Genomic DNA, 20716 nt, shown 5'->3' on the forward strand with positions numbered 1-20716 from the left:
GGTGGCCGGGGTGCATCCCTTCAAAGGGTGTGCACCCCGGTTTCGTTTCGGCAGGTCGCACGGCACGTGGAAGGACAGGCATGACGATCAAGGACACCCCGGAGGAGTGGGAGATCCGGGCGACGGCGACCCCCTTCACGGGCAACAAGACCTCCGTCCGCACCGACGACGTGGTCATGCCCGACGGCACCGTGGTCGGGCGTGACTACCAGGTCCACCCCGGCTCCGTGGCCGTCCTCGCCCTCGACGAGGCCGACCGTGTGCTGGTGCTGCGCCAGTACCGCCACCCCGTGCGTCACAAGCTGTGGGAGATCCCGGCCGGACTGCTCGACGTCCCCGGCGAGAACCCGCTGCATGCCGCGCAGCGCGAGCTGTACGAGGAGGCGCACGTCAAGGCCGAGGACTGGCGGGTGCTGACCGACGTCTACACCACGCCCGGCGGGTGCGACGAGGCCGTCCGGATCTTCCTCGCGCGCGAACTGTCCGAGGCCGAGGGCGAGCGCTTCGCGGTCGAGGAGGAAGAGGCCGACATGGAACTCGACCGGGTTCCGGTCGAGGACCTGGTGAGGGGCGTGCTGGCGGGCGAGCTCCACAACAACTGCCTCGTCGTGGGCGTGCTCTCCCTGGTCGCTGCGCGCGACGGCGACGGTCTGGACGCGCTGCGTCCCGCCCAGGCGCCGTGGCCGGCGCGTCCTTTCGAGGCGTAGCGCTCCGCGAGGGGGCGCGCGTGTTGTCGGTGGGGTGCGGCACCGTCGTGGCTGGTCGCGCCCGCGCGGCGGAGCCGCATGTCAGGCACAGCCCCGCGCCCCTTCCGGCGCGCCCGCACCCGTCGGTCCTACGATCTGCTGATCCGATCGGGGGAAGTGGTCGTCCCGCCCGTCGTGCTCCACCCGGGACGTTGCAGAGCGTGAACTAGGCTCTGTGGCACGCCCGAACCGGAGTCCCGGCGGGCTCGCGTGTGCGGTGGGACGGGAGTGTGGCCCGTGACGGATCAGGTCGTGGAGACAGGCGACGTGCGGCCGGCCGGGCGCGCTGCCGGGGACATCGAGTTCCTGGGCCGCACAAGGGAGTTGAAGGAACTGCGCGCCGACATCGAGCGCGCCGGACTGGACACCCTGGCCGGCCGCAAAGCACCCCGCGCACGCGTGCTGCTCATCGCCGGCCGACCCGGATCGGGCCGCACCGCACTCGCCGAGGAACTCGTCCGGCAGGTAGCGGACCGTTACCCCGACGGGGTACTGCGCGCAAGCCTCTCCGAACCCGACGGCACCCCCGTCCCCGTCGGACGCGCCGCCCGGGATCTCCTCACCGCCCTGGACGAGCAGGCGCCGGCCGGGGCCTGCGAGGACGACCTCACCGACACCCTGCGCACCGCCCTGGCCGACCGCCGGGTCCTGCTCCTGCTGGACGACGCGGCCGACGCCGAACAGGTCGACGCCCTGCTGCCCGACACTCCGGACTGCCTCGTCGTCGCGGTCTCCGAAGGCCCGCTGACCGGCATCCTGGACGTCCGCCCCTGCACCCTGGGCGGCCTGGACGCCAAGTCCGGGGTGGAGCTGCTGGCCCGCCACACCGGCTCGGTCCGCATCACCGTCGACCCCCGGGCCGCCGAGGGCCTCGCCGAGGAGTGCCAGGGGCAGCCCGCCGCGCTGATGCTGGCGGGCGGCTGGCTCGCGGCCCGCCCCAAGGCCGCCGTCTCCGACCTCGCCAAGCAGCTGCGGGCCGAGGACACCGAGGGCAGCGCCCTGACCCGGGTCTTCCGGCTCGCCCACGCCGCCCTGCCCGCGACCGCGGCCCGGATGCTGCGCCTGCTCGCCCTCGCCCCGGCCGGGCTGGTGGACCCGCAGACCGCCTCCGCGCTCGTCGGCTCCTCGGTCGGCAGCGCCCGCACCCTCCTCGACGACTTCGTCGACCTGGGCTTCCTGCACCGGGTGGACTCCCCGCTTCCGCAGTACCGGGTGCCCGGCTGCCTGCACCCGCACCTGCGGATCCTCGCCGAGCACCACGAGCGCCCCGCCGAGCTCCAGCTGGCCCGCGCCCGCATGCTGGAGCGCACCGTACGGCTGCTCCAGGCCTGCCGGGCCATCACCGAGACCGACAGCCCCCAGGCCCGCCAGAAGCTCCTCGACATGCCGCGCGCCCTGCGCTTCCCCACCCCGCGGGCCGCCGCGGACTGGCTGCGCCTGACCCGGCCCGCCCTGCTCGCCTCGGCCCGGCTGGCGGTCGCCGACGGCGAGCTCGACACCCTGGCACGACGGCTCATGTCCCAGCTCGTCCGGGCGATGGCGGCCCACATCGGCACCCAGGCCGCCGCGCCCGACCTCTACGACATCCACCGCATGGTCCTCGGCGTCGCCGAGCGCCGGAACCTCCCCCGCGAGCGCGCCGCCGCCCTGCTGAACCTCGGCGACCTCGACGCCCGCACCGGCCGTACGGCCGACGCGCTGACGCGCTACCGGGCCGCGCTGGACGCCGGGCGTGAGGTGAACGACCCGTACGCGACCGGCCGCGCGATGGAATCCGTAGGCGGCGCGTACCAGGACCTCGACGACTTCGACCGGGCCGCCGACTGGTTCGGCCGCGCCCTGGTCGAGCGGCTCGCCCGGGACGAGCGCGCGGAGGCCGCGCGGCTCTACGGGCGGATCGCCGCGGCCCACACCTTCGCCGGCCGCTACGGCGAGGCCGTGCGGAACTGGCGCGCGGCGATCGCCGGACACCGCAAGAACGGCGACGTGGCCGCCCAGGCGCGGGCCCTGAGCGAGCTGGGGCGGGTCCAGGAGTACGCGGGCCGCCCGGAGGAGTCGCTGCGCACCTGCCGGGAGGCCGTGGAATGGGCCCGGCGCGCGGAGGATCCACGGTTGCAGGCCGCCCTGCATCTGCGGGTCGCCGACACCCTCGAACACCTCGGTGACCCGGCCTCGGCGGCGCTGCACCGGGGCGCCGCCGAGCGGATTCTCGGCGAGTCAAACCTTCAAAATGACCCTGACGCCTGCGAAATCCGTACCGCATCAGTCGAAGATTGATGCAATGAAAGGCTAGACAGCGAGAACACCTTCATTAGACTGGCTCTGCCGCACGTTCTCCTGCGGTCTCTCCCGGTGTGCCCGTGCGTGCCCGGGTATGTCTTAGTAAGACCCCCCTCATACCCTCTGAGCCAAGGACCGTGATCGACGTGAAGGTCGGCATCCCCCGCGAGGTCAAGAACAACGAGTTCCGGGTGGCCATCACCCCCGCCGGCGTGCACGAGCTGGTGCGCCACGGCCACCAGGTCGTCATCGAGCGTGGCGCCGGCGTCGGCTCCTCGATCCCCGACACCGAGTACGTCGCCGCCGGTGCGCAGATCCTGGACACCGCCGACGAGGTGTGGGCCGCCGCCGACCTGCTGCTGAAGGTCAAGGAGCCCGTCGCCGAGGAGTACCACCGCCTCCGCAAGGACCAGACGCTCTTCACCTACCTGCACCTGGCCGCCTCCAAGGAGTGCACGGACGCCCTCCTGGAGTCCGGCACCACCGCCATCGCCTACGAGACCGTCGAGCTGCCCAGCCGCGCGCTGCCGCTGCTCGCCCCGATGTCCGAGGTCGCGGGCCGGCTCGCCCCGCAGGTCGGCGCCTACCACCTGATGCGCGCCAACGGTGGCCGCGGTGTGCTGCCCGGCGGTGTCCCCGGCGTGCTGGCCGGCCGCGCCGTCGTGATCGGCGGCGGTGTCTCCGGCTGGAACGCCGCGCAGATCGCCATCGGCATGGGCTTCCACGTGACCCTGCTCGACAAGGACATCAACAAGCTCCGCGAGGCGGACAAGATCTTCGGCACGAAGATCCAGACCGTCGTCTCCAACGCCTTCGAGCTGGAGAAGGCCTGTCTGGAGGCCGACCTCGTCATCGGCGCCGTGCTGATCCCGGGCGCCAAGGCCCCGAAGCTGGTCACCAACGAGCTCGTCTCGCGGATGAAGCCCGGAAGTGTCCTTGTCGACATCGCGATCGACCAGGGCGGCTGCTTCGAGGACTCCCGTCCGACCACCCACGCCGAGCCGACCTTCCCGGTGCACAACTCGGTCTTCTACTGCGTCGCCAACATGCCCGGCGCGGTGCCGAACACCTCCACCTACGCGCTGACCAACGCGACGCTGCCGTACATCGTCGAGCTGGCCAATCACGGCTGGGCGGACGCGCTGCGCCGTGACCCGGCGCTGGCCAAGGGTCTCAACACGCATGACGGCAAGGTCGTTTACCGCGAGGTCGCCGAGGCGCACGGCGTGGAGCACGTGGAGCTGACCTCGCTGCTCGGCTGAGCCCCTCCAGCCGGAAAGTCGGCTAAGTGACCAACAGGCAAAGGCGATACGTCAACCCAGCTCGTCAACGCCGCGCATCCGGCCGGACCTTGCCCGACAAGGTCCGGCCGGATGTGTGTATGGTCACTTCGCGATTCTCGCGCAACTCGCCTCGAACGTAACCCTTCAACCGATTCGCACACCGGTGAAACCTGCCGTGCGACGGCCGTACGCCCTTGACAGCGGGATGTTTCATTGCCGACACATCGGGCCGGGTCCGGCGGATTGTGTTGCTGCGGACGCCCGACACGCCATAGAGTCGCCAGCTGTCGGCATGGTGCCACGCTGACCTGTCTAGAAGTTTCCTGGTCACCAAGGAGGTAAGACGACTTGTGAATGAGTCGACATTTACTCCCGGGGGTGGCCAACCAGGAATGCCTGCACGGGACCAGGAGCCCGCGGGGTACGCGGCCGTCGGCTCCGTCGCTGTGCGCACCTTCGCAGCCCACCAGAGTCAGCAGGCGACTCACACAGCACACCAGAAGATGGATGGCCATCACGTGAACGCCATGGCCGGCGACGGAAGTGGCGCGCCCCACAACCACTTCGCCGACTACGACGAACTGCCCGAGGGGCACTTCTACGACCCCGACGCGGAGTACGAGCCCGATCCCGAGTACGCGGCCACCCTCGCGCCCGACGCGGCCAGACAGCGCCGCGAGCGCGTCGGCCCGACCGGGCGCCCGCTGCCGTACTTCCCGATCCCGGGCCCGCTGCCCGAGCACGGACCCGCGAAGATCATCGCTATGTGCAACCAGAAGGGCGGCGTCGGCAAGACCACGTCGACCATCAACCTGGGTGCCGCGCTCGCGGAGTACGGACGCCGGGTCCTGCTCGTGGACTTCGACCCGCAGGGCGCGCTGTCGGTCGGACTCGGCGTCAACCCGATGGAGCTCGACCTCACCGTCTACAACCTGCTCATGGAGCGGGGGATGGCGGCCGACGAGGTGCTGCTGAAGACGGCGGTCCCCAACATGGACCTGCTGCCCAGCAACATCGACCTGTCGGCGGCCGAGGTCCAGCTCGTCTCCGAGGTCGCCCGCGAGTCGACGCTGCAGCGCGCCCTGAAGCCGCTGCTGCCCGACTACGACTTCATCGTCATCGACTGTCAGCCCTCGCTCGGCCTGCTCACGGTGAACGCCCTGACGGCCGCGCACAAGGTGATAGTGCCTCTGGAGTGCGAGTTCTTCGCGCTGCGTGGTGTGGCCCTGCTGACGGAGACCATCGAGAAGGTCCAGGAACGGCTCAACCCGGAGCTGGAGCTCGACGGCATCCTCGCCACGATGTACGACTCGCGCACGGTGCACAGCCGTGAGGTGCTCGCGCGGGTGGTCGAGGCGTTCGACGACCACGTCTACCACACGGTCATCGGGCGCACGGTCCGCTTCCCGGAGACCACGGTCGCCGGTGAGCCGATCACCACGTACGCCTCCAACTCCGTCGGTGCCGCCGCCTATCGCCAGCTCGCCAGGGAGGTGCTCGCCCGGTGTCACGCCGAGTGAGTCTGCCGGGGGCCGACGAACTCTTCCGTACGACAGGGGGGATGGCGCTTCAGTCGTCCCAGCCCAGGCGTCAGGCCAACGGTGACGCCCGGGTGCCCGCTCCGGCGGGGGAGGGCGACGCGGCGGCCGCGGCGGAGGACGCGCCGCAGTCGGTGCCCGCGCAGGGCGGCGACGGTGACGGTCCGGAGCATGTCGCGGCGGACGCGGAGCAGGGCGAGGCCGGGGAGGCGCACAGCCGTTCCGCGGCCGCCGAGCGCTCCGGCTCCGCCCGTCAGCAGACGGCGCAGGAAGGTTCTGCCACCGGCGCCGCGGGGGCCGCGCCCCGCAAGCGCGGCCGGAGTCCCTCGCGCCGTCCCAGCGGCCGTGAGCGGCACGACGAGAAGATCACGGTGTACGTGTCGGCCGAGGAGCTCATGGACCTCGAGCACGCCCGTCTGGTGCTCCGGGGTGAGCACGGCCTGGCCGTGGACCGCGGACGCATCGTCCGCGAGGCGGTCGCGGTGGTCCTCGCCGACCTGGAGACCCGCGGAGACGCCAGCATCCTCGTACGACGACTGCGCGGGCGGTAGCGGTAGCCTGCGGGGGCCATGACCTCGAACGCTTCCCCACCTCCCCCCGGCGGCCCGGCCGGCCGCCGGCGCGCGCTGGGGAGGGGGCCGGGGGCTCCGCGGACGGCTCCGCCGGCTGAGCGGCCAGAGGCCGAGACGCACGAGACCGCGCCTCAGGAGGTCGGACCGCCCCCTTCACAGGAGGAGGCCGGCCCCACGGCTCCACCGGTCGAGCTGCGGGCGGAGACCGTCCCGACCGGACCGTCACCCGAGAGCGAGGGCGTCGCGCGAGAGGGGCTCGCCGCCCCGGCGGCCGAGCCGAGTTCCTCGCCGCGCAGCGCCGGGCAGGCGGTTTCACCGACGCGATCCCCGGCCGAGTCGCCCGGGCTCTCGGCGGACGGCGACGGGATGGCCGCGCCGGCTGAGCTGCGGGCGGAGACGGTCCCGAACGGACCGGCGTCCGCGGGCGGGGGTGCCGCGCCTGCGGGGCTCGCTGCCCCGGTGGCTGAGCCGAGTTCTTCGCCGCGCAGCGCCGGGCAGGCGGTTTCGCCGACGCGATCCCCGGCCGAGTCGCCCGGGCTCTCGGCGGACGGCGACGGGATGGCTGCGCCGGCTGAGCTGCGGGCGGAGACGGTCCCGAACGGACCGGCGTCCGAGAGCGAGGGCGTCCCGCGTGAGGCGACCGCCGCCACGGTGGCCGAGCCGGGTTCCTCGTCCCGCGACGCCGGGGCCGGGACTGGGCGGGCCGGATCCCTGAAAAAAGTCACGGACCCCGCGGCCGGGCCCGCGCTGCTGCCTGTGGACCTGGCCGTGCCCGTCGCGCGGCCCGCAGGGGCGGCCCGGACAGTGGTCGTGGGTGAGGCGAGCGGGACCGGTGCCGAGGCGCGGGTCGCCGATGCGGTGTGCGTGCCCGAGGAGGCTTCCGTGTTCGCCCCGGGCTCCCCGGCCCCTGCCGGGGACGTCGACGCGGCGGCCGATGACGGGGTCTTCAAGGTCCGGCTCGCCAACTTCGAGGGGCCCTTCGATCTGCTGTTGCAGTTGATCTCGCGGCACAAGATGGACGTCACCGAGGTCGCGCTGTCGAAGGTGACCGACGAGTTCATGGCCCACATCCGGGCGATGGGGCCGGACTGGGACCTGGACGAGACGACCGAGTTCCTGGTCGTCGCCGCCACCCTGCTCGATCTGAAGGCCGCGCGGCTGCTGCCCGCCGCCGAGGTGGAGGACGAGGGCGATCTCGCCCTGCTCGAGGCGCGGGACCTGCTGTTCGCCCGGTTGCTGCAGTACCGCGCGTACAAGCAGATCGCCGACATCTTCAGCGGGCGGCTCGAGGACGAGGCCCGGCGCTACCCCCGTACCGTCGGCCTCGAAGCGCACCATGCCGAGCTGCTGCCCGACGTCGTCATCAGCATCGGGGCGGAAGGATTCGCCAAGCTCGCCGTGAAGGCGATGCAGCCGCGGCCCAAGCCGCAGGTCTACGTGGACCACATCCACGCCCCGCTGGTCAGCGTGCAGGAGCAGGCGCAGCTCGTCGTGGCCCGGCTCAGGGAGCTCGGTGAGGCCAGTTTCCAGGCCCTCGTGGCGGACACGGACGACACCCTGACCGTCGTCGCGAGGTTCCTCGCCCTGCTGGAGCTGTACCGGGAGAAGGCCGTCGCGCTGGAGCAGGAGACCGCGCTCGGGGACCTGCTCGTGCGATGGACCGGCGGGGACGGGGACGAGACCCCGACGGTCACCGACGAGTTCGACCGGCCGCCCGAGCCGCCGAAGGAGGAGAAGAAGGCGTGAGTGAGCGAGCGACCGACCTGCCGGCCGGAGCGCCCGGTGTCGCCGGTCTCGATCTGAAACCGGCCCTGGAAGCCGTCCTCATGGTCGTGGACGAGCCCGCGACCGAGGAGCACCTGGCGAAGATACTGGAGCGGCCGAGGCGGCAGATCGCCGACGCCCTGCGCGAGCTGGCCGACGAGTACACCGTCCAGGGCCGCGGTTTCGAGCTGCGATACGTCGCGAACGGCTGGCGCTTCTACACGCGGGCCGCCTACGCACCGGCCGTCGAGCGGTTCGTCCTGGACGGCCAGCAGGCCCGCCTCACCCAGGCCGCCCTCGAGACCCTGGCCGTCGTCGCCTACCGGCAGCCGGTCAGCCGCAGCCGGGTCTCGGCCGTGCGCGGAGTCAACTGCGACGGTGTCATGCGCACCCTCCTCCAGCGCGGTCTGATAGAGGAGGCGGGCACGGAACCCGAAACAGGTGCGATCCTGTACAGGACGACGAACTACTTCCTGGAGCGGATGGGCCTGCGCGGTCTGGACGAGCTCCCGGAGCTCGCGCCCTTCCTCCCGGAGGCGGAGGCGATCGAGGCCGAGACCCAGGAAGGCGTACCGTCGTTCGACCCGGACGCGCCTGACGACGACGTGCCGGGCAGCCCGGGGAGCCCGGGGACCCACGACGAAGACGACCAGACGGAACTTTGATGCGAAGCAGCAGCGGCAGGAACAGCAGCGGAAACAACGGCGGGAGCCGTGGTGGCAACAGCGGCGGCCGCGGCGGGAGTGGTGGTGGTCGCGGCAACTTCCGCGGCGCCGGCAACAACCGCGACGACAAGCAGGGCAGCGGCCGTCCGAAGAAGCCGCGCCCGGAGGAGCGGCGCTACGACGTGGGCCCCGGGGCGACGAAGGACGGCCCCAAGGCCGGACGTGGCGGTGCCGCGCGCGGCGGCGCCAAGGGCGGGCCCAAGCAGCCCCAGAGGCAGGGACGTACGACCCCGGCCCGCCCGCGTGAGTACGAGGCGCAGGTCGAGGAGCGCAACCGCGACCGCTACGCCGGGAAGAAGGAGGTCAAGCTTCCCAAGACCTTCCCCGGCGCCGAGCAGGAGGGCGAGCGCCTGCAGAAGGTCCTCGCCCGCGCGGGCTTCGGCTCCCGGCGCTCCTGCGAGGAGCTGATCGAGCAGGCCCGGGTCGAGATCAACGGCGAGATCGTCCTGGAGCAGGGGCGGCGCGTCGACCCGGAGAAGGACGAGATCAAGGTCGACGGCCTGACCGTCGCCACGCAGAGCTACCAGTTCTTCTCGCTCAACAAGCCCGCCGGTGTCGTGTCCACCATGGAGGACCCGGAGGGCCGGCAGTGCCTCGGTGACTACGTCACCAACCGCGAGACCCGGCTCTTCCACGTCGGCCGGCTCGACACCGAGACCGAGGGCGTCATCCTGCTCACCAACCACGGCGAGCTGGCCCACCGGCTGACCCACCCGAAGTACGGCGTGAAGAAGACCTACCTCGCGCACATCGTCGGGCCCATCCCGCGTGACCTGGGCAAGCAGCTCAAGGACGGCATCCAGCTGGAGGACGGCTACGCCCGCGCGGACCACTTCCGGGTCGTCCAGCAGACCGGCAAGAACTACCTCGTCGAGGTCACCCTCCACGAGGGCCGCAAGCACATCGTGCGCCGGATGCTCGCGGAGGCCGGCTTCCCGGTCGACAAGCTGGTCCGGGTCTCCTTCGGGCCGATCACCCTGGGCGACCAGAAGTCGGGCTGGCTGCGGCGGCTGTCCAACACGGAGGTCGGCATGCTGATGCAGGAGGTCGACCTCTAGACCTTGTGAGCGACCGGCACCCCCTTTTATAGTCGTGCTGACTATTAAAGGGGGTGTTCATGTTCGCTATGAACGGCTACGACAAGTACGCCCACGAGCCCTTCGCCGTCACCGTCGACCTGGCGGTGTTCACCCTCCGGGACGCCGCGCTGCACGTGCTGCTCGTCGAGCGCGGGCAGGAGCCGTACGCCGGGCATTGGGCGCTGCCCGGCGGATTCCTGCAGCCGGACGAGTCGGCGGAGACGGCCGCCCGGCGTGAACTCGCCGAGGAGACCGGCCTGTCCGACGTCTCGGGGCTGCATCTGGAGCAGCTGCGGACCTACAGCGAGCCCGGCCGCGACCCCCGGATGCGGGTCGTCTCGGTCGCCTTCGCGGCGCTGCTGCCCGACGCCCCCGAGGCGCACGGCGGCAGCGACGCGGCGCAGGCCCGCTGGGTGCCGTACGGCACGGCGGGGCCGCTCGCCTTCGACCACGACCGCATCCTGGCCGACGCCCACGACCGCGTGGGCGCCAGGCTCGAGTACACCTGCCTCGCCACCGCCTTCTGCCCGCCCGAGTTCACCCTCGGCGAGCTCCAGCAGGTCTACGAGACCGTGTGGGGCACTGCGCTCGACCGGCCCAACTTCCGGCGCAAGGTGCTCGCCACGCCGGGCTTCGTCGCACCCGTCCCGGGCGCCGCGCGACTGACCGGCGGCCGCGGCAAACCCGCCGCGCTGTACCGCGCGGGCACCGCCACCGCCCTCCACCCGCCTCTCCTCCGGCCCGCCCGGGAAGGACGCCCCGCATGACCACCCTCGTCCACAAGCAAGCCGCCACCGGAGCGCTCACGGGCCTGGCCCTCGGGGATGCGCTGGGGTATCCGACCGAGTTCGACGACGTCCCCTCGATCCTCGCGAAGTGCGGGCCCTGGCGGCAGATGGAACTGCCGAAGCGCGCCGTCGTCTCGGACGACACCCAGATGACGCTGGCGCTGGGCCACGCGGTGCGGACGGCCATGGACCGCGGGGTGCTCGCCCCGTTGCGGCTGGTGCGGCCCCTGCGTGAGGAGTTCGTGAACTGGTACCAGTCCCCTGAGAACAACCGGGCTCCGGGCCGCACCTGCATGAAGGCCTGCTACCTGCTGAAGGACGAAGCCCGCCCCTGGCAGGACGCCAGTCAGATCGACTCCAAGGGCTGCGGCGCCAACATGCGCGTCGCGCCGCTGGGCCTGGTCTCCGGTCTGAGCGACGAACAGCGCGCCGGCGCCGCCCAGTTGCAGTCCGCCCTCACCCACGGGCACCCCACCGCGCTCGCCGCCTCCGACCTCACCGCGCACGCCGTACGCCTGCTCGCGCAGGGCGCGGAACCGACCGGGCTGATCGGCCTGCTCCGCTCGTACGCCCTGGAGAACCGCGGCCGCTACCACGAGCGCTGGCTCGGCGACCTGTGGCGGCGGGCCGGCGACCCCGGCCCCGGGCAGTTCATCGCGCGCGGCTGGGACGAGTGCCTGGAGGTCCTCGAACGGCTCCAGCGCGCCGTGCGCACCGTCTCGCCGGAGACCGACCCCTGTCTGGCCACCGGTGAGGGCTGGATCGCCGAGGAGGCCCTGGCGACCGGGCTGCTGTGTTTCCTGCTCTTCGTCGACGAGCCGGTGACGGCCCTGCGCCGCGCCGCCTGCACCAGCGGCGACTCGGACTCGATCGCCTGCCTGACGGGCGCCTTCGCCGGCGCCTACCTGGGCGCGGAGGCCTGGCCCACAGAGTGGGCCGACCGCGTCGAGTACCGGACCGACCTGCTCACCCTCGGGGCGCTGTGGGACGCGTGACGGCCCGCGGGCGGGCGCGGGCCCTCAGGTCATGCGGATCGAGTTCCCCTCCACGGTGATCTGCTCGGCGGGCAGCGGCTGGGTCGCCGGACCGTGGGCCACCGCGCCGTCGGCGATCTTGAACTTGCTGCCGTGGCAGGGGCAGTTGATCGTGCCGTCGGAGACGGTGGACAGCAGGCAGTGCTGGTGGGTGCAGATCGCCGAGAAGGCTTTGAGCTGACCCTGTTCCGGCTGGGTCACCACGATCTTCTCGTCCTTGAAGATCTTGCCGCCGCCCACCGGGATCTCGTCGATGTCGGCCAGGACCTGGCCGGCGGGGCCGCTCGTCGCGCCCTCGCCGGTGGGGGACTGTGTCGACGTGGAGCCGCTGTCGTCGCCGCCGCCCCCGCCGCAGGCCGCGGCGAGCGCCGTCGCGCCGGTCGCCCCCGTCGCGAGGAGAACCGTGCGGCGCGTGGTCTCGTAGGTCATGTCGTCACTCCGAAAGTGCCGAAGAGGGGTAAATCGGAATGTGCATCATCTTGGCACTGAACTTACCCAAAGGTGATGATCCCGGCGTCTCACCGGGCGGGCGCCGCGCACCCGGGCGGCCCGGGCTGACTAGGCTGGTCGGACGTAGAGCGACACGCACGTCAGCAAGGAGCATCGCTGTGGCGGTACGAGCGGTCCGGGGCGCCGTCCAACTCGAACGGGACGAGGCCGGGCACATGGACGAGCAGGTCGGAGCCCTGCTCACGGAGATCCTGGAGCGCAACGATCTCGCCGCCGACGACCTGATCAGCATCTGGTTCACGGCCACGCCCGACCTGCACAGCGACTTCCCGGCCGCCGCCGCCCGCAAGCTGGGCATCGTCGACGTGCCGCTGATCTGCGCCCAGGAGCTGGACATCGAAGGCGCCATGCCGCGCGTCGTCCGGGTCCTCGCACACATCGAGTCCGACCGGCCCCGCGCCGACATCGCCCACGTCTACCTCGGCGCCGCCGCCGCCCTGCGCAAGGACATCGCCCAGTGAGGACCGCACTCGTCATCGGCACCGGCCTGATCGGGACGTCCGCCGCCCTGGCCCTGTCCCAGCGGGGCGTCACCGTGCACCTCGCCGACCCGGACCCGGAGCAAGCTCGTACGGCGGCCGCCCTCGGCGCCGGCACGGACGAGGTGCCGGACGGGCCCGTCGACCTCGTGATCGTCGCCGCCCCGCCCGCGCACGTGGCGGACGTGCTCGCCGACGCCATCAGCCGCGGTGCGGGACGCGGCTACCTCGACGTCGCCAGCGTGAAGGGCGGGCCACGCCGCGAGCTGGAGGCACGCGGCCTCGACCTGTCCGCGTACATCGGCTCGCACCCCATGTCCGGCCGGGAGAAGTCCGGCCCGCTGGCCGCGACCGGCGACCTCTTCGAGGGCCGCCCCTGGGTGCTGACCCCGACCCGGGACACCGACACCGAGGTGCTGAACCTCGCCCTGGAGCTGGTCTCACACTGCCGGGCCGTGCCGGTGGTCATGGACGCCGACGCCCACGACCGTGCCGTCGCCCTCGTCTCCCACATGCCCCACCTGGTCTCCAGCCTGGTCGCTGCGCGGCTGGAGAACGCCGAGGAGTCCGCCGTACGGCTGTGCGGCCAGGGCATCCGGGACGTGACGCGGATCGCGGCCTCCGACCCGCGGATGTGGATCGACATCCTCTCCGCGAACCCCGGGCCGGTCGCCGACCTGCTCACGGACGTCGCCGCCGACCTGGAGGAGACCGTGCGGGCCCTGCGCGCCCTGCAGTCCTCCGACGACCACAAGCGCCGCGAGGGCGCCGGCGGGATCGAGGACGTGCTGCGGCGCGGCAACGCCGGGCAGGTCCGCGTCCCCGGCAAGCACGGGTCCGCGCCCCGGGCCTACGAGGTCGTGGCCGTGCTCATCGACGACCAGCCCGGACAGCTGGCCCGGATCTTCGCCGACGCGGGCCTGGCCGGCGTCAACATCGAGGACGTACGGATCGAGCACGCGACGGGCCAGCAGGCCGGTCTGGTGCAGCTGATGGTGGAGCCGAAGGCGGCCCCGGTCCTGAGCGCCGCGCTGCGGGAGAGGGGCTGGGCGCTCCGGCAGTAGGGCGGGCCACAGGGGGCCGGCCGACGCGCGGCCGGACGAGTGACGCGAACCCAGTAACCTTGTGCGGGGCACTCGCGCCCTCACCCCCGCCGAGCCCGGTCCAGGAAGGTCCCCACTGTGGAAAGCGCCACGCCAGTGATTGTCGCCATCGACGGCCCCGCCGGCACCGGCAAGTCGAGCACCTCGAAGGCCGTGGCGGCCCAGCTGGGGCTGAGCTACCTGGACACCGGCGCCCAGTACCGGGCGATCACCTGGTGGATGGTGAGCAACGGCATCGACATAGACGACCCGTCCGCCATCGCCGCCGCCGCGGGCAAGCCCGAGATCGTCTCGGGCACCGACCCGCAGGGCCCGACCATCACGGTCGACGGCGTGGACGTCGCCGGTCCGATCCGCACCCAGGAGGTCTCCTCCAAGGTCAGCGCGGTCAGCGCGGTGCCCGAGGTGCGCACCCGGATCACCGAGCTGCAGCGCTCGATCGCCTCCTCCGCGAAGCTGGGCATCGTCGTCGAGGGCCGGGACATCGGTACGACCGTGCTGCCGGACGCCGACCTCAAGATCTTCCTCACCGCCTCCCCGGAGGCGCGTGCCGCCCGCCGCAGCGGCGAGCTGAAGGGCTCCGACGTCCACTCCACCCGTGAGGCCCTGATCAAGCGGGACGCCGCCGACTCCAGCCGCAAGGCCTCCCCGCTCGCCAAGGCGGACGACGCCGTCGAGGTGGACACCACCGAGCTCACGCTGGCCCAGGTCATCGAGTGCGTCGTCACCCTCGTCGAGGAGAAGCGGGCCGGAAAGTGACCGAGCTGCCTTCGGCGCGGGGTGCCGAGGTCGGGCGGCGCATCGGCGTCGGCCTGATGTACGGGCTGTGGAAGCCGCGCGTGCTCGGCGCCTGGCGGGTGCCCGCGAGCGGCCCGGTGATCTTCGCGGTCAACCACTCCCACAACATCGACGGTCCGATGGTCATGGGTGTGGCGCCCCGGCCGACCCACTTCCTGATCAAGAAGGAAGCGTTCATCGGACCGCTGGACCCCTTCCTGCTCGGCATCGGGCAGGTCAAGGTCGACCGCGACACCACCGACCGCACGGCGATCACCCAGGCGCTCGGCGTCCTGGCCGACGGCGGCGTGCTCGGCATCTTCCCGGAGGGCACCCGGGGCGAGGGTGACTTCGCTTCGCTGCGCGCCGGGCTCGCGTACTTCGCGGTGCGCAGCGGCGCTCCGATCGTCCCGGTGGCCGTGCTGGGAAGTTCCGACAAGCCCGGACGGTTGATAAAGGCGCTGCCTCCGCTGCGCTCCCGCGTCGACGTCGTCTTCGGAGAGCCCTTCGAGGCGGGCGACGGCAGCGGCCGCCGGACGCGCAAGGCGCTGGACGAGGCGACCGGGCGCATCCAGAAGCAGCTCGCGGCCCACCTGGAAAACGCCAGGCGCCTCACCGGGCGCTAGACGACACTGAGTAGTGGACCGGCCCGGAACAGCGGGTACTCCACCGACCACCACGATGAACGACGAGGTACGGACTTCATGAACGACCACATCCAGCCCGACGGCTCGGACGCGTCCGAGGGCGCGCACGAGCATGACCACGGGGCGCTCGGCGACGCCGAGTTCGCGGAGTTCATGGAGCTCGCCGCGGAGGAGGGCTTCGACCTCGAGGACGTCGAGGGCGCCATCGAGGCGGCGGGCCACGGCCCGCTGCCCGTGCTCGCCGTCGTCGGCCGCCCCAATGTCGGCAAGTCGACTCTGGTGAACCGCATCATCGGACGCCGCGAAGCCGTCGTCGAGGACAAGCCCGGCGTCACCCGCGACCGCGTCACCTACGAGGCCGAGTGGGCGGGGCGCCGCTTCAAGGTCGTCGACACCGGCGGCTGGGAGCAGGACGTCCTCGGCATCGATGCCTCCGTCGCCGCCCAGGCCGAGTACGCCATCGAGGCCGCCGACGCGGTCGTCTTCGTCGTCGACGCCAAGGTCGGCGCCACCGACACCGACGAGGCCGTCGTCCGGCTGCTGCGCAAGGCCGGCAAGCCGGTCGTGCTGTGCGCCAACAAGGTGGACGGCCCGAGCGGCGAGGCCGACGCCTCCTACCTGTGGTCGCTGGGCCTGGGGGAGCCGCACCCGGTCTCCGCGCTGCACGGCCGAGGCACCGGCGACATGCTCGACCAGGTCCTCGAAGTGCTCCCCGAGGCGCCGCGCGAGACGTTCGGCGGGGGCGGCATCGGCGGCCCGCGCCGCATCGCCCTGATCGGCCGACCCAACGTCGGCAAGTCCTCGCTGCTGAACAAGGTGGCGGGCGAGGAGCGCGTCGTCGTCAACGAGCTGGCGGGCACCACCCGTGACCCGGTCGACGAGCTGATCGAACTCGGCGGCGTCACCTGGAAGTTCGTCGACACCGCCGGCATCCGCAAGCGCGTCCACCTCCAGCAGGGCGCCGACTACTACGCCTCGCTGCGCACGGCGGCCGCCGTCGAGAAGGCGGAGGTCGCGGTCATCCTGATCGACGGCTCCGAGTCCATCTCGGTGCAGGACCAGCGGATCGTCACCATGGCCGTCGAGGCGGGCCGCGCGATCGTCCTGGCCTACAACAAGTGGGACACCCTCGACGAGGAGCGCCGCTACTACCTGGAGCGCGAGATCGAGACCGAGCTCGGCCAGGTGACGTGGGCGCCGCGGGTCAACGTCTCGGCGCGCACCGGGCGGCACATGGAGAAGCTGGTCCCGGCGATCGAGACGGCCCTGGCGGGCTGGGAGACCCGGGTCCCGACGGGCCGGCTGAACGCCTTCCTCGGCGAGCTCGTCGCCGCCCACCCGCACCCGGTCCGGGGCGGCAAGCAGCCGCGCATCCTGTTCGGCACGCAGGCGGGCACCAAGCCGCCGCGGTTCGTGCTGTTCGCCTCCGGCTTCATCGAGGCGGGCTACCGGCGCTTCATCGAGCGCCGCCTGCGCGAGGAGTTCGGCTTCGAGGGGACGCCGATCCACATCTCCGTGCGGGTGCGCGAGAAGCGCGGCAAGAAGAAGTAACGCGAGAGCACCGGAAAGGGCGGCCCCGTCGGGGCCGCCCTTTCCCGTGTCCGGTGCTCGCTCAGACGCCGCCGCGCCGCCCCGGCGGCAGCCCGGCGGGTACGTGGTGCATCCCCGTGCCGTGCGAGCCGATGGTGCCGACGCGCTGCCACTGCGGCTGCTGCCCGGCGGCATGGCGGGCGCTCTGGGCGCCCGCGCTGTAGGCACTGTACGAGCTGCCGTAGGCGCCCCCGTACGAGCCCGAGCCGAGTGGGGTGTTCCCGAAGGCGGTGAAGCCCAGCTTCTCCTCGCCGGTGCGATCGCCGGGCAGTGCGCGGAAGGACTTGACGTACTCGGCGTAGAGCGCGTCGTAGATCGGCGTGGCCGATGGGCCGCCCTGGGAGTCCTGAGCCGATCGCGCGGACGGGATCGGAGAGAAGGAGTGGCGGCGGGGAACGTCGTATGCGTGCACGTATGTCCAAACGACCCCGCGGGTCAAGGGATGCGGCCCGGGTACGGCTTTCGCAGGTGTACGGGCTGCGAGGGTGACGCGGGGCTCAGGTGCCGGCCAGCGGCAGCGCCGAGGCGACCAGCTTGCCGTTGGCCGCCGCCTTGTCCAGCGCGTCCCGCAGCAGGTCCTCGCGCGGCTGGCGGCCGATCGAGCCGACGGGTGCGGCGAACATCAGCACCTGCTGGTGCTTGTTGGCGGCCGCGCGCCAGGGGTCGGTCACCTGGAGCGGCTGGTGCGCCTGCCACCAGGCCACCGGCTGGCCGCCGTTGCTGCTCGGCTGGAGCACCGCGTGCAGCTGGCCCACGGCGAGCAGCACCGACCAGCCGTGCAGCACCGGCGGTACGGCGGACAGGTCGGTCAGGGGCATGAAGCCCTGCTCGATGAGCAGCGGCAGGAAGTCGTCGCCGGACCCGGTCGTGCCGGGCCGGGCGATGGGCCCCGTCGGCTCCACCACCAGGGCCGGGTGCAGCTCCCCGCCGATCAGGACGAGCCCGCTGGTCACGCCGAGCACCGCCTGCTCGGGCACCATCTTGTCGGGCTCCAGGTCGACGGTGTCGCCGGTGATGGACTTCACGGCGCCCCGCAGCTGCTCCTCGGTGACCTGCACGACCTGCGAGGGCAGACAGCCGGCGTGGGCGAAGGCGAGGACGGCGGTCTCGTCCCCGATGAACAGGACGGTGCTGGTGCGCTCCTGCTCGGAGTCGCCCGGAGTGCGGCACGACGTGCAGTCGTAGCTGCCCGGGGCGGTCTCTCCGGCGAGCAGGCGGTCGGCTTCTTCGTCGCCGATCTCGGCGCGTACCTCGTCGCTGACGTCGAGCATGCGCGGCACGGGTGGCTCCCTCGGGGATGCGGTGCGTGGCAAAGCCGGGTGGCTCCCGGCCCGTGGTCCGGGTACGTCCCGGCTCATGAAGAAGACAACGGGTGATCTGTGGCGGGAGTCACGCCCCAGGGCGAACGGAATCGAACCAACCAGCGCGCAGGGTCACGCTCGGCGCGGAATCCCGCACTCACCGTCAACTCGCCGTTGTGGCAAGGGTATTGAGGGGGTGAAGTGGGTCACAGATCATCGAGGGGGTTGGTCGACAAATCCTGAAATCCGCGAATGAAGTGGGTGTCCGGAAATCGCCGTTACCCGAGGTATCGGTCAACTGGCCTGCCCGGACGGGCGACTGGTTGATGGAAGCCGCCGGCCTCCTTAGATTCCTCCGCCGTGTGCAACGAGCACCGCTCGGACACGTCCGCCGACCGCCGGGTTCCCAGGAACCGGGCGCAGCACCGCTCCGGTGGACGGGGCGAGCGCGACCACCGCGCCCCATGGCGCGGGAGTGGCGTTCCGCCTTGGGGGAAGTCCGGGTGTTCCGAAAGGGACCTACATGTCCGACTGTGCCGATACCACTCGCTCCACCGTTCGGAAGAGCCAGGTTCGTACGACCGCGGTCCTCGCCGGGGCGGCACTGCTCGCGCCCCTCGGACTGCTGGCCGCGACCGGAAACGCCGCGGCGGCCGACAGCGGAGTGTGGGACCGCATCGCCCAGTGCGAGAGCGGCGGCGACTGGCACATCAACACCGGCAACGGCTACTACGGCGGACTCCAGTTCGCCCCCTCCACCTGGAACGCCTACGGCGGCACGGCCTACGCGCCCACCGCCGACCGGGCGAGCAAGTCCCAGCAGATCGCCGTCGCCACCAAGGTCCAGCGCGCTCAGGGATGGGGCGCCTGGCCGACCTGCTCGGCACGCGCCGGGGCGAGCGGCGGCGCACCCGCCACCGACCCGGTCACCTCCGCCAAGCCTGCCCCGGCGAAACCGTCGAAGGCGCCGGCGCGTTCCACGGAACACGCCGACCGCGGCTCCTCCCGCGGTGACTACACCGTCCGCCGGGGCGACACGCTGAGCGGCGTCGCCGCCCGGCACGGGACCACCTGGCAGCGCCTCTACGCCGCCAACAAGGCCGCCATCGGAGCGGATCCCGACATGATCGTGCCCGGCCTGCGCCTCGAGTTCTGAGCCGCTGCTCCCCCTCGCCGGGACACGGGCCCCGTCCGGTCGACCGACCGGACGGGGTTCCGGCGTCCCGGCTCAACCGTCGAGCTCACCCGCCTCCCCGGCGAACACGACGGCCCCGCGGCGCAGTTCGTAGACGATCGCGGGCCGCCCCCGCAGGGCGGGCGGCAACCGCTGCTCGGCGACCACCACGCACGCGTCGAGCGCACCCAGCAGTTCGTACGTGCGGGCCGCCACCGCGGGCGACATGCCCTGGGCGGGCTCGTCGACGAGCACCACGCGGGCGCGGGCGAGCAGGGCCCGGGAGAGGGCGAGCATCCGTTGCTCCCCGCCGGAGAGGGTGCCGGCACGCCGCTGCAGCAGGGGCCGCAACTGCGGGTAGGCGTCGAGGGCCACGGTGGCGTCGCGCGCGGCGAGTTCGAGGTTCTCGCGCACGGTGAGCGAGCCGAACACGGCCCGCCGCTCCGGTACCAGGCACATGCCGCGCCGGGCGCGTTCGTAGGCGGGTACGCGGGTCACGTCGACGCCGTCCCACAGCACCGCGCCGCCCGACAGGGTCACCGTGCCGGCCAGGGCACGCAGGGCGGTGGTGCGGCCGGAGCCGTTGCGGCCCAGCAGCACGGTGAGGCCCGGGCCGGGGGCGGTGAGGCCGATGCCGTGCAGGGCCTCCAGGGGGCCGTAGCGCACGCGCGCGTGGCGCAAAGCGACGGTCGTCATCGGCCGGCCTCCCGTTCCAGGGCGTCCAGGACGCGCCCGGGCGGGCCCGAGGCGACGATCCTGCCGGCCGTCATCACATGCACGACGTCGGCGAGACCGGCCACCAGGTCCAGGTCGTGCTCCACGACCAGGAGGGCCGCGCCCTCGGCGGCCAGCGCCTTCAGGACCCGGGCCAGGGCGGACACCTCGGCGGTGTCCAGACCCGCGGCGGGTTCGTCGAGGAGGAGGACGCGGGGGCTGCCCGCGAGGACCCGGGCCAGTTCGACGCGGCGCAGCGTCCCGGTGGGCAGCCCGGCGGCCGGCAGGGCGCGCAGGGGGCCGTCGAGGCCGAGCAGCCTCAGGGTGCGCTCCACGGCGCCCGGGTCGGTCACCCGCCCCTGCTCGGCGCCCACCCGGACGTTCTCGGCCACGGTCAGCGAGGGGAAGACGGCCAGTTGCTGGAAGGTGCGTGCGACACCGAGCCGGGTGCGGGCGTGGGCGGGCAGCGCGGTGATGTCCCGCCCGCCGAGCCGCACCGTCCCCCGCGCGGGCCGCAGCGTCCCCGCCAGACAGTGGAACAGGGTGCTCTTCCCCGCCCCGTTGGGCCCCACGACCGCGGTGATCCGCCCGGGGGAGAGCACCCTGTTCCAC

General features: G+C 72.5%; 21 protein-coding genes. 16 read left to right on the forward strand and 5 right to left on the reverse strand.

Going from position 1 to position 20716, the window contains the following annotated elements; genetic code table 11:
- Window positions 1–80: 80 nt before the first annotated feature.
- The 10 genes from K4G64_RS16210 to K4G64_RS16255 all read left to right on the forward strand — a co-directional run bounded on the left by K4G64_RS16210 (window position 81) and on the right by K4G64_RS16255 (window position 11770).
- Window positions 81–707: an NUDIX hydrolase gene (locus tag K4G64_RS16210; RefSeq protein ID WP_221756741.1), complete on the forward strand. Its 627-nt coding sequence runs from the start codon at window positions 81–83 to the stop codon at window positions 705–707.
- A gap of 276 nt (window positions 708–983) precedes the next feature.
- Entirely contained in the window at window positions 984–3023 is a 2040-nt protein-coding gene (locus K4G64_RS16215; RefSeq protein WP_221756742.1) for a tetratricopeptide repeat protein, read from the forward strand.
- Between the two features lie 140 nt (window positions 3024–3163).
- The gene (gene ald, locus K4G64_RS16220; RefSeq protein ID WP_221756743.1) at window positions 3164–4288 is read left to right on the forward strand and encodes an alanine dehydrogenase; all 1125 of its coding nucleotides are present in this window, start codon (window positions 3164–3166) and stop codon (window positions 4286–4288) included.
- Window positions 4289–4701: 413 nt separating this feature from the next.
- Window positions 4702–5829: a ParA family protein gene (locus tag K4G64_RS16225; RefSeq protein WP_221756744.1), complete on the forward strand. Its 1128-nt coding sequence runs from the start codon at window positions 4702–4704 to the stop codon at window positions 5827–5829.
- Window positions 5814–6398 carry a hypothetical protein gene (locus K4G64_RS16230; protein ID WP_221756745.1) on the forward strand — a complete coding sequence of 195 codons (585 nt, stop codon included), beginning with the start codon at window positions 5814–5816 and terminating at the stop codon, window positions 6396–6398. The genes K4G64_RS16225 and K4G64_RS16230 overlap by 16 nt, the downstream gene beginning before the upstream one ends.
- 579 nt (window positions 6399–6977) lie before the next feature.
- On the forward strand, window positions 6978–8165 hold the full coding sequence (locus tag K4G64_RS16235) for a ScpA family protein (RefSeq protein WP_260460520.1): 1188 nt from the start codon (window positions 6978–6980) through the stop codon (window positions 8163–8165).
- A complete protein-coding gene (gene scpB / locus K4G64_RS16240) occupies window positions 8162–8848 on the forward strand; it encodes an SMC-Scp complex subunit ScpB (RefSeq protein WP_221756746.1) in 687 nt (228 codons plus the stop codon). Before K4G64_RS16235 ends, scpB begins: the two co-directional genes overlap by 4 nt.
- Window positions 8848–9966 (forward strand): pseudouridine synthase, encoded by a 1119-nt coding sequence (locus K4G64_RS16245; protein ID WP_221756747.1) that lies wholly within the window; start codon window positions 8848–8850, stop codon window positions 9964–9966. The genes scpB and K4G64_RS16245 overlap by 1 nt, the downstream gene beginning before the upstream one ends.
- 59 nt (window positions 9967–10025) lie before the next feature.
- Complete coding sequence (locus K4G64_RS16250; RefSeq protein ID WP_221756748.1) at window positions 10026–10754, forward strand: NUDIX domain-containing protein; 729 nt, start codon at window positions 10026–10028, stop codon at window positions 10752–10754.
- Window positions 10751–11770 (forward strand): ADP-ribosylglycohydrolase family protein, encoded by a 1020-nt coding sequence (locus K4G64_RS16255; protein WP_221756749.1) that lies wholly within the window; start codon window positions 10751–10753, stop codon window positions 11768–11770. Before K4G64_RS16250 ends, K4G64_RS16255 begins: the two co-directional genes overlap by 4 nt.
- Before the next feature lie 24 nt (window positions 11771–11794).
- On the opposite strand, the gene K4G64_RS16260 is transcribed toward K4G64_RS16255, so the two are convergent.
- A complete protein-coding gene (locus K4G64_RS16260; RefSeq protein ID WP_221756750.1) occupies window positions 11795–12238 on the reverse strand; it encodes a Rieske (2Fe-2S) protein in 444 nt (147 codons plus the stop codon).
- Window positions 12239–12417: 179 nt separating this feature from the next.
- On the opposite strand from K4G64_RS16260, the gene aroH reads away from it, so the two are divergent.
- The 5 genes from aroH (at window position 12418) to der (ending at window position 16876) form a co-directional block, all read left to right on the forward strand.
- A complete protein-coding gene (gene aroH / locus K4G64_RS16265) occupies window positions 12418–12780 on the forward strand; it encodes a chorismate mutase (RefSeq protein ID WP_031106761.1) in 363 nt (120 codons plus the stop codon).
- Entirely contained in the window at window positions 12777–13862 is a 1086-nt protein-coding gene (locus K4G64_RS16270) for a prephenate dehydrogenase (protein WP_221756751.1), read from the forward strand. The genes aroH and K4G64_RS16270 overlap by 4 nt, the downstream gene beginning before the upstream one ends.
- 135 nt (window positions 13863–13997) lie before the next feature.
- Window positions 13998–14660 (forward strand): (d)CMP kinase, encoded by a 663-nt coding sequence (gene cmk, locus K4G64_RS16275; protein ID WP_374206416.1) that lies wholly within the window; start codon window positions 13998–14000, stop codon window positions 14658–14660.
- A complete protein-coding gene (locus tag K4G64_RS16280; RefSeq protein WP_221756753.1) occupies window positions 14657–15304 on the forward strand; it encodes a 1-acyl-sn-glycerol-3-phosphate acyltransferase in 648 nt (215 codons plus the stop codon). The genes cmk and K4G64_RS16280 overlap by 4 nt, the downstream gene beginning before the upstream one ends.
- A gap of 78 nt (window positions 15305–15382) precedes the next feature.
- A complete protein-coding gene (der, locus tag K4G64_RS16285) occupies window positions 15383–16876 on the forward strand; it encodes a ribosome biogenesis GTPase Der (RefSeq protein WP_221756754.1) in 1494 nt (497 codons plus the stop codon).
- Window positions 16877–16937: 61 nt separating this feature from the next.
- Here the strand turns inward: der and K4G64_RS16290 are convergent, their stop codons facing one another.
- Both K4G64_RS16290 and K4G64_RS16295 read right to left on the reverse strand, forming a co-directional pair.
- Window positions 16938–17327, reverse strand: a complete 390-nt coding sequence (locus tag K4G64_RS16290) for a hypothetical protein (RefSeq protein WP_221756755.1) — start codon at window positions 17325–17327, stop codon at window positions 16938–16940.
- A gap of 85 nt (window positions 17328–17412) precedes the next feature.
- The gene (locus K4G64_RS16295) at window positions 17413–18195 is read right to left on the reverse strand and encodes a hypothetical protein (RefSeq protein WP_221756756.1); all 783 of its coding nucleotides are present in this window, start codon (window positions 18193–18195) and stop codon (window positions 17413–17415) included.
- A 544-nt stretch (window positions 18196–18739) separates the two neighbouring features.
- Between K4G64_RS16295 and K4G64_RS16300 the strand changes: the two genes are divergently transcribed.
- Window positions 18740–19372 carry a transglycosylase family protein gene (locus K4G64_RS16300; RefSeq protein ID WP_221756757.1) on the forward strand — a complete coding sequence of 211 codons (633 nt, stop codon included), beginning with the start codon at window positions 18740–18742 and terminating at the stop codon, window positions 19370–19372.
- A 72-nt stretch (window positions 19373–19444) separates the two neighbouring features.
- On the opposite strand, the gene K4G64_RS16305 is transcribed toward K4G64_RS16300, so the two are convergent.
- Together K4G64_RS16305 and K4G64_RS16310 are read right to left on the reverse strand one after the other, a co-directional pair.
- Window positions 19445–20086 (reverse strand): ATP-binding cassette domain-containing protein, encoded by a 642-nt coding sequence (locus K4G64_RS16305; protein WP_221756758.1) that lies wholly within the window; start codon window positions 20084–20086, stop codon window positions 19445–19447.
- Window positions 20083–20716 (reverse strand): ATP-binding cassette domain-containing protein (locus tag K4G64_RS16310; RefSeq protein WP_260460522.1); only part of this gene is annotated, 634 nt, incomplete at its 5' end. The genes K4G64_RS16310 and K4G64_RS16305, both read right to left, overlap by 4 nt.

It is taken from the genome of Streptomyces sp. WAC04114 (assembly GCF_019733245.1).
Lineage (GTDB): Bacteria > Actinomycetota > Actinomycetes > Streptomycetales > Streptomycetaceae > Streptomyces > Streptomyces massasporeus_A.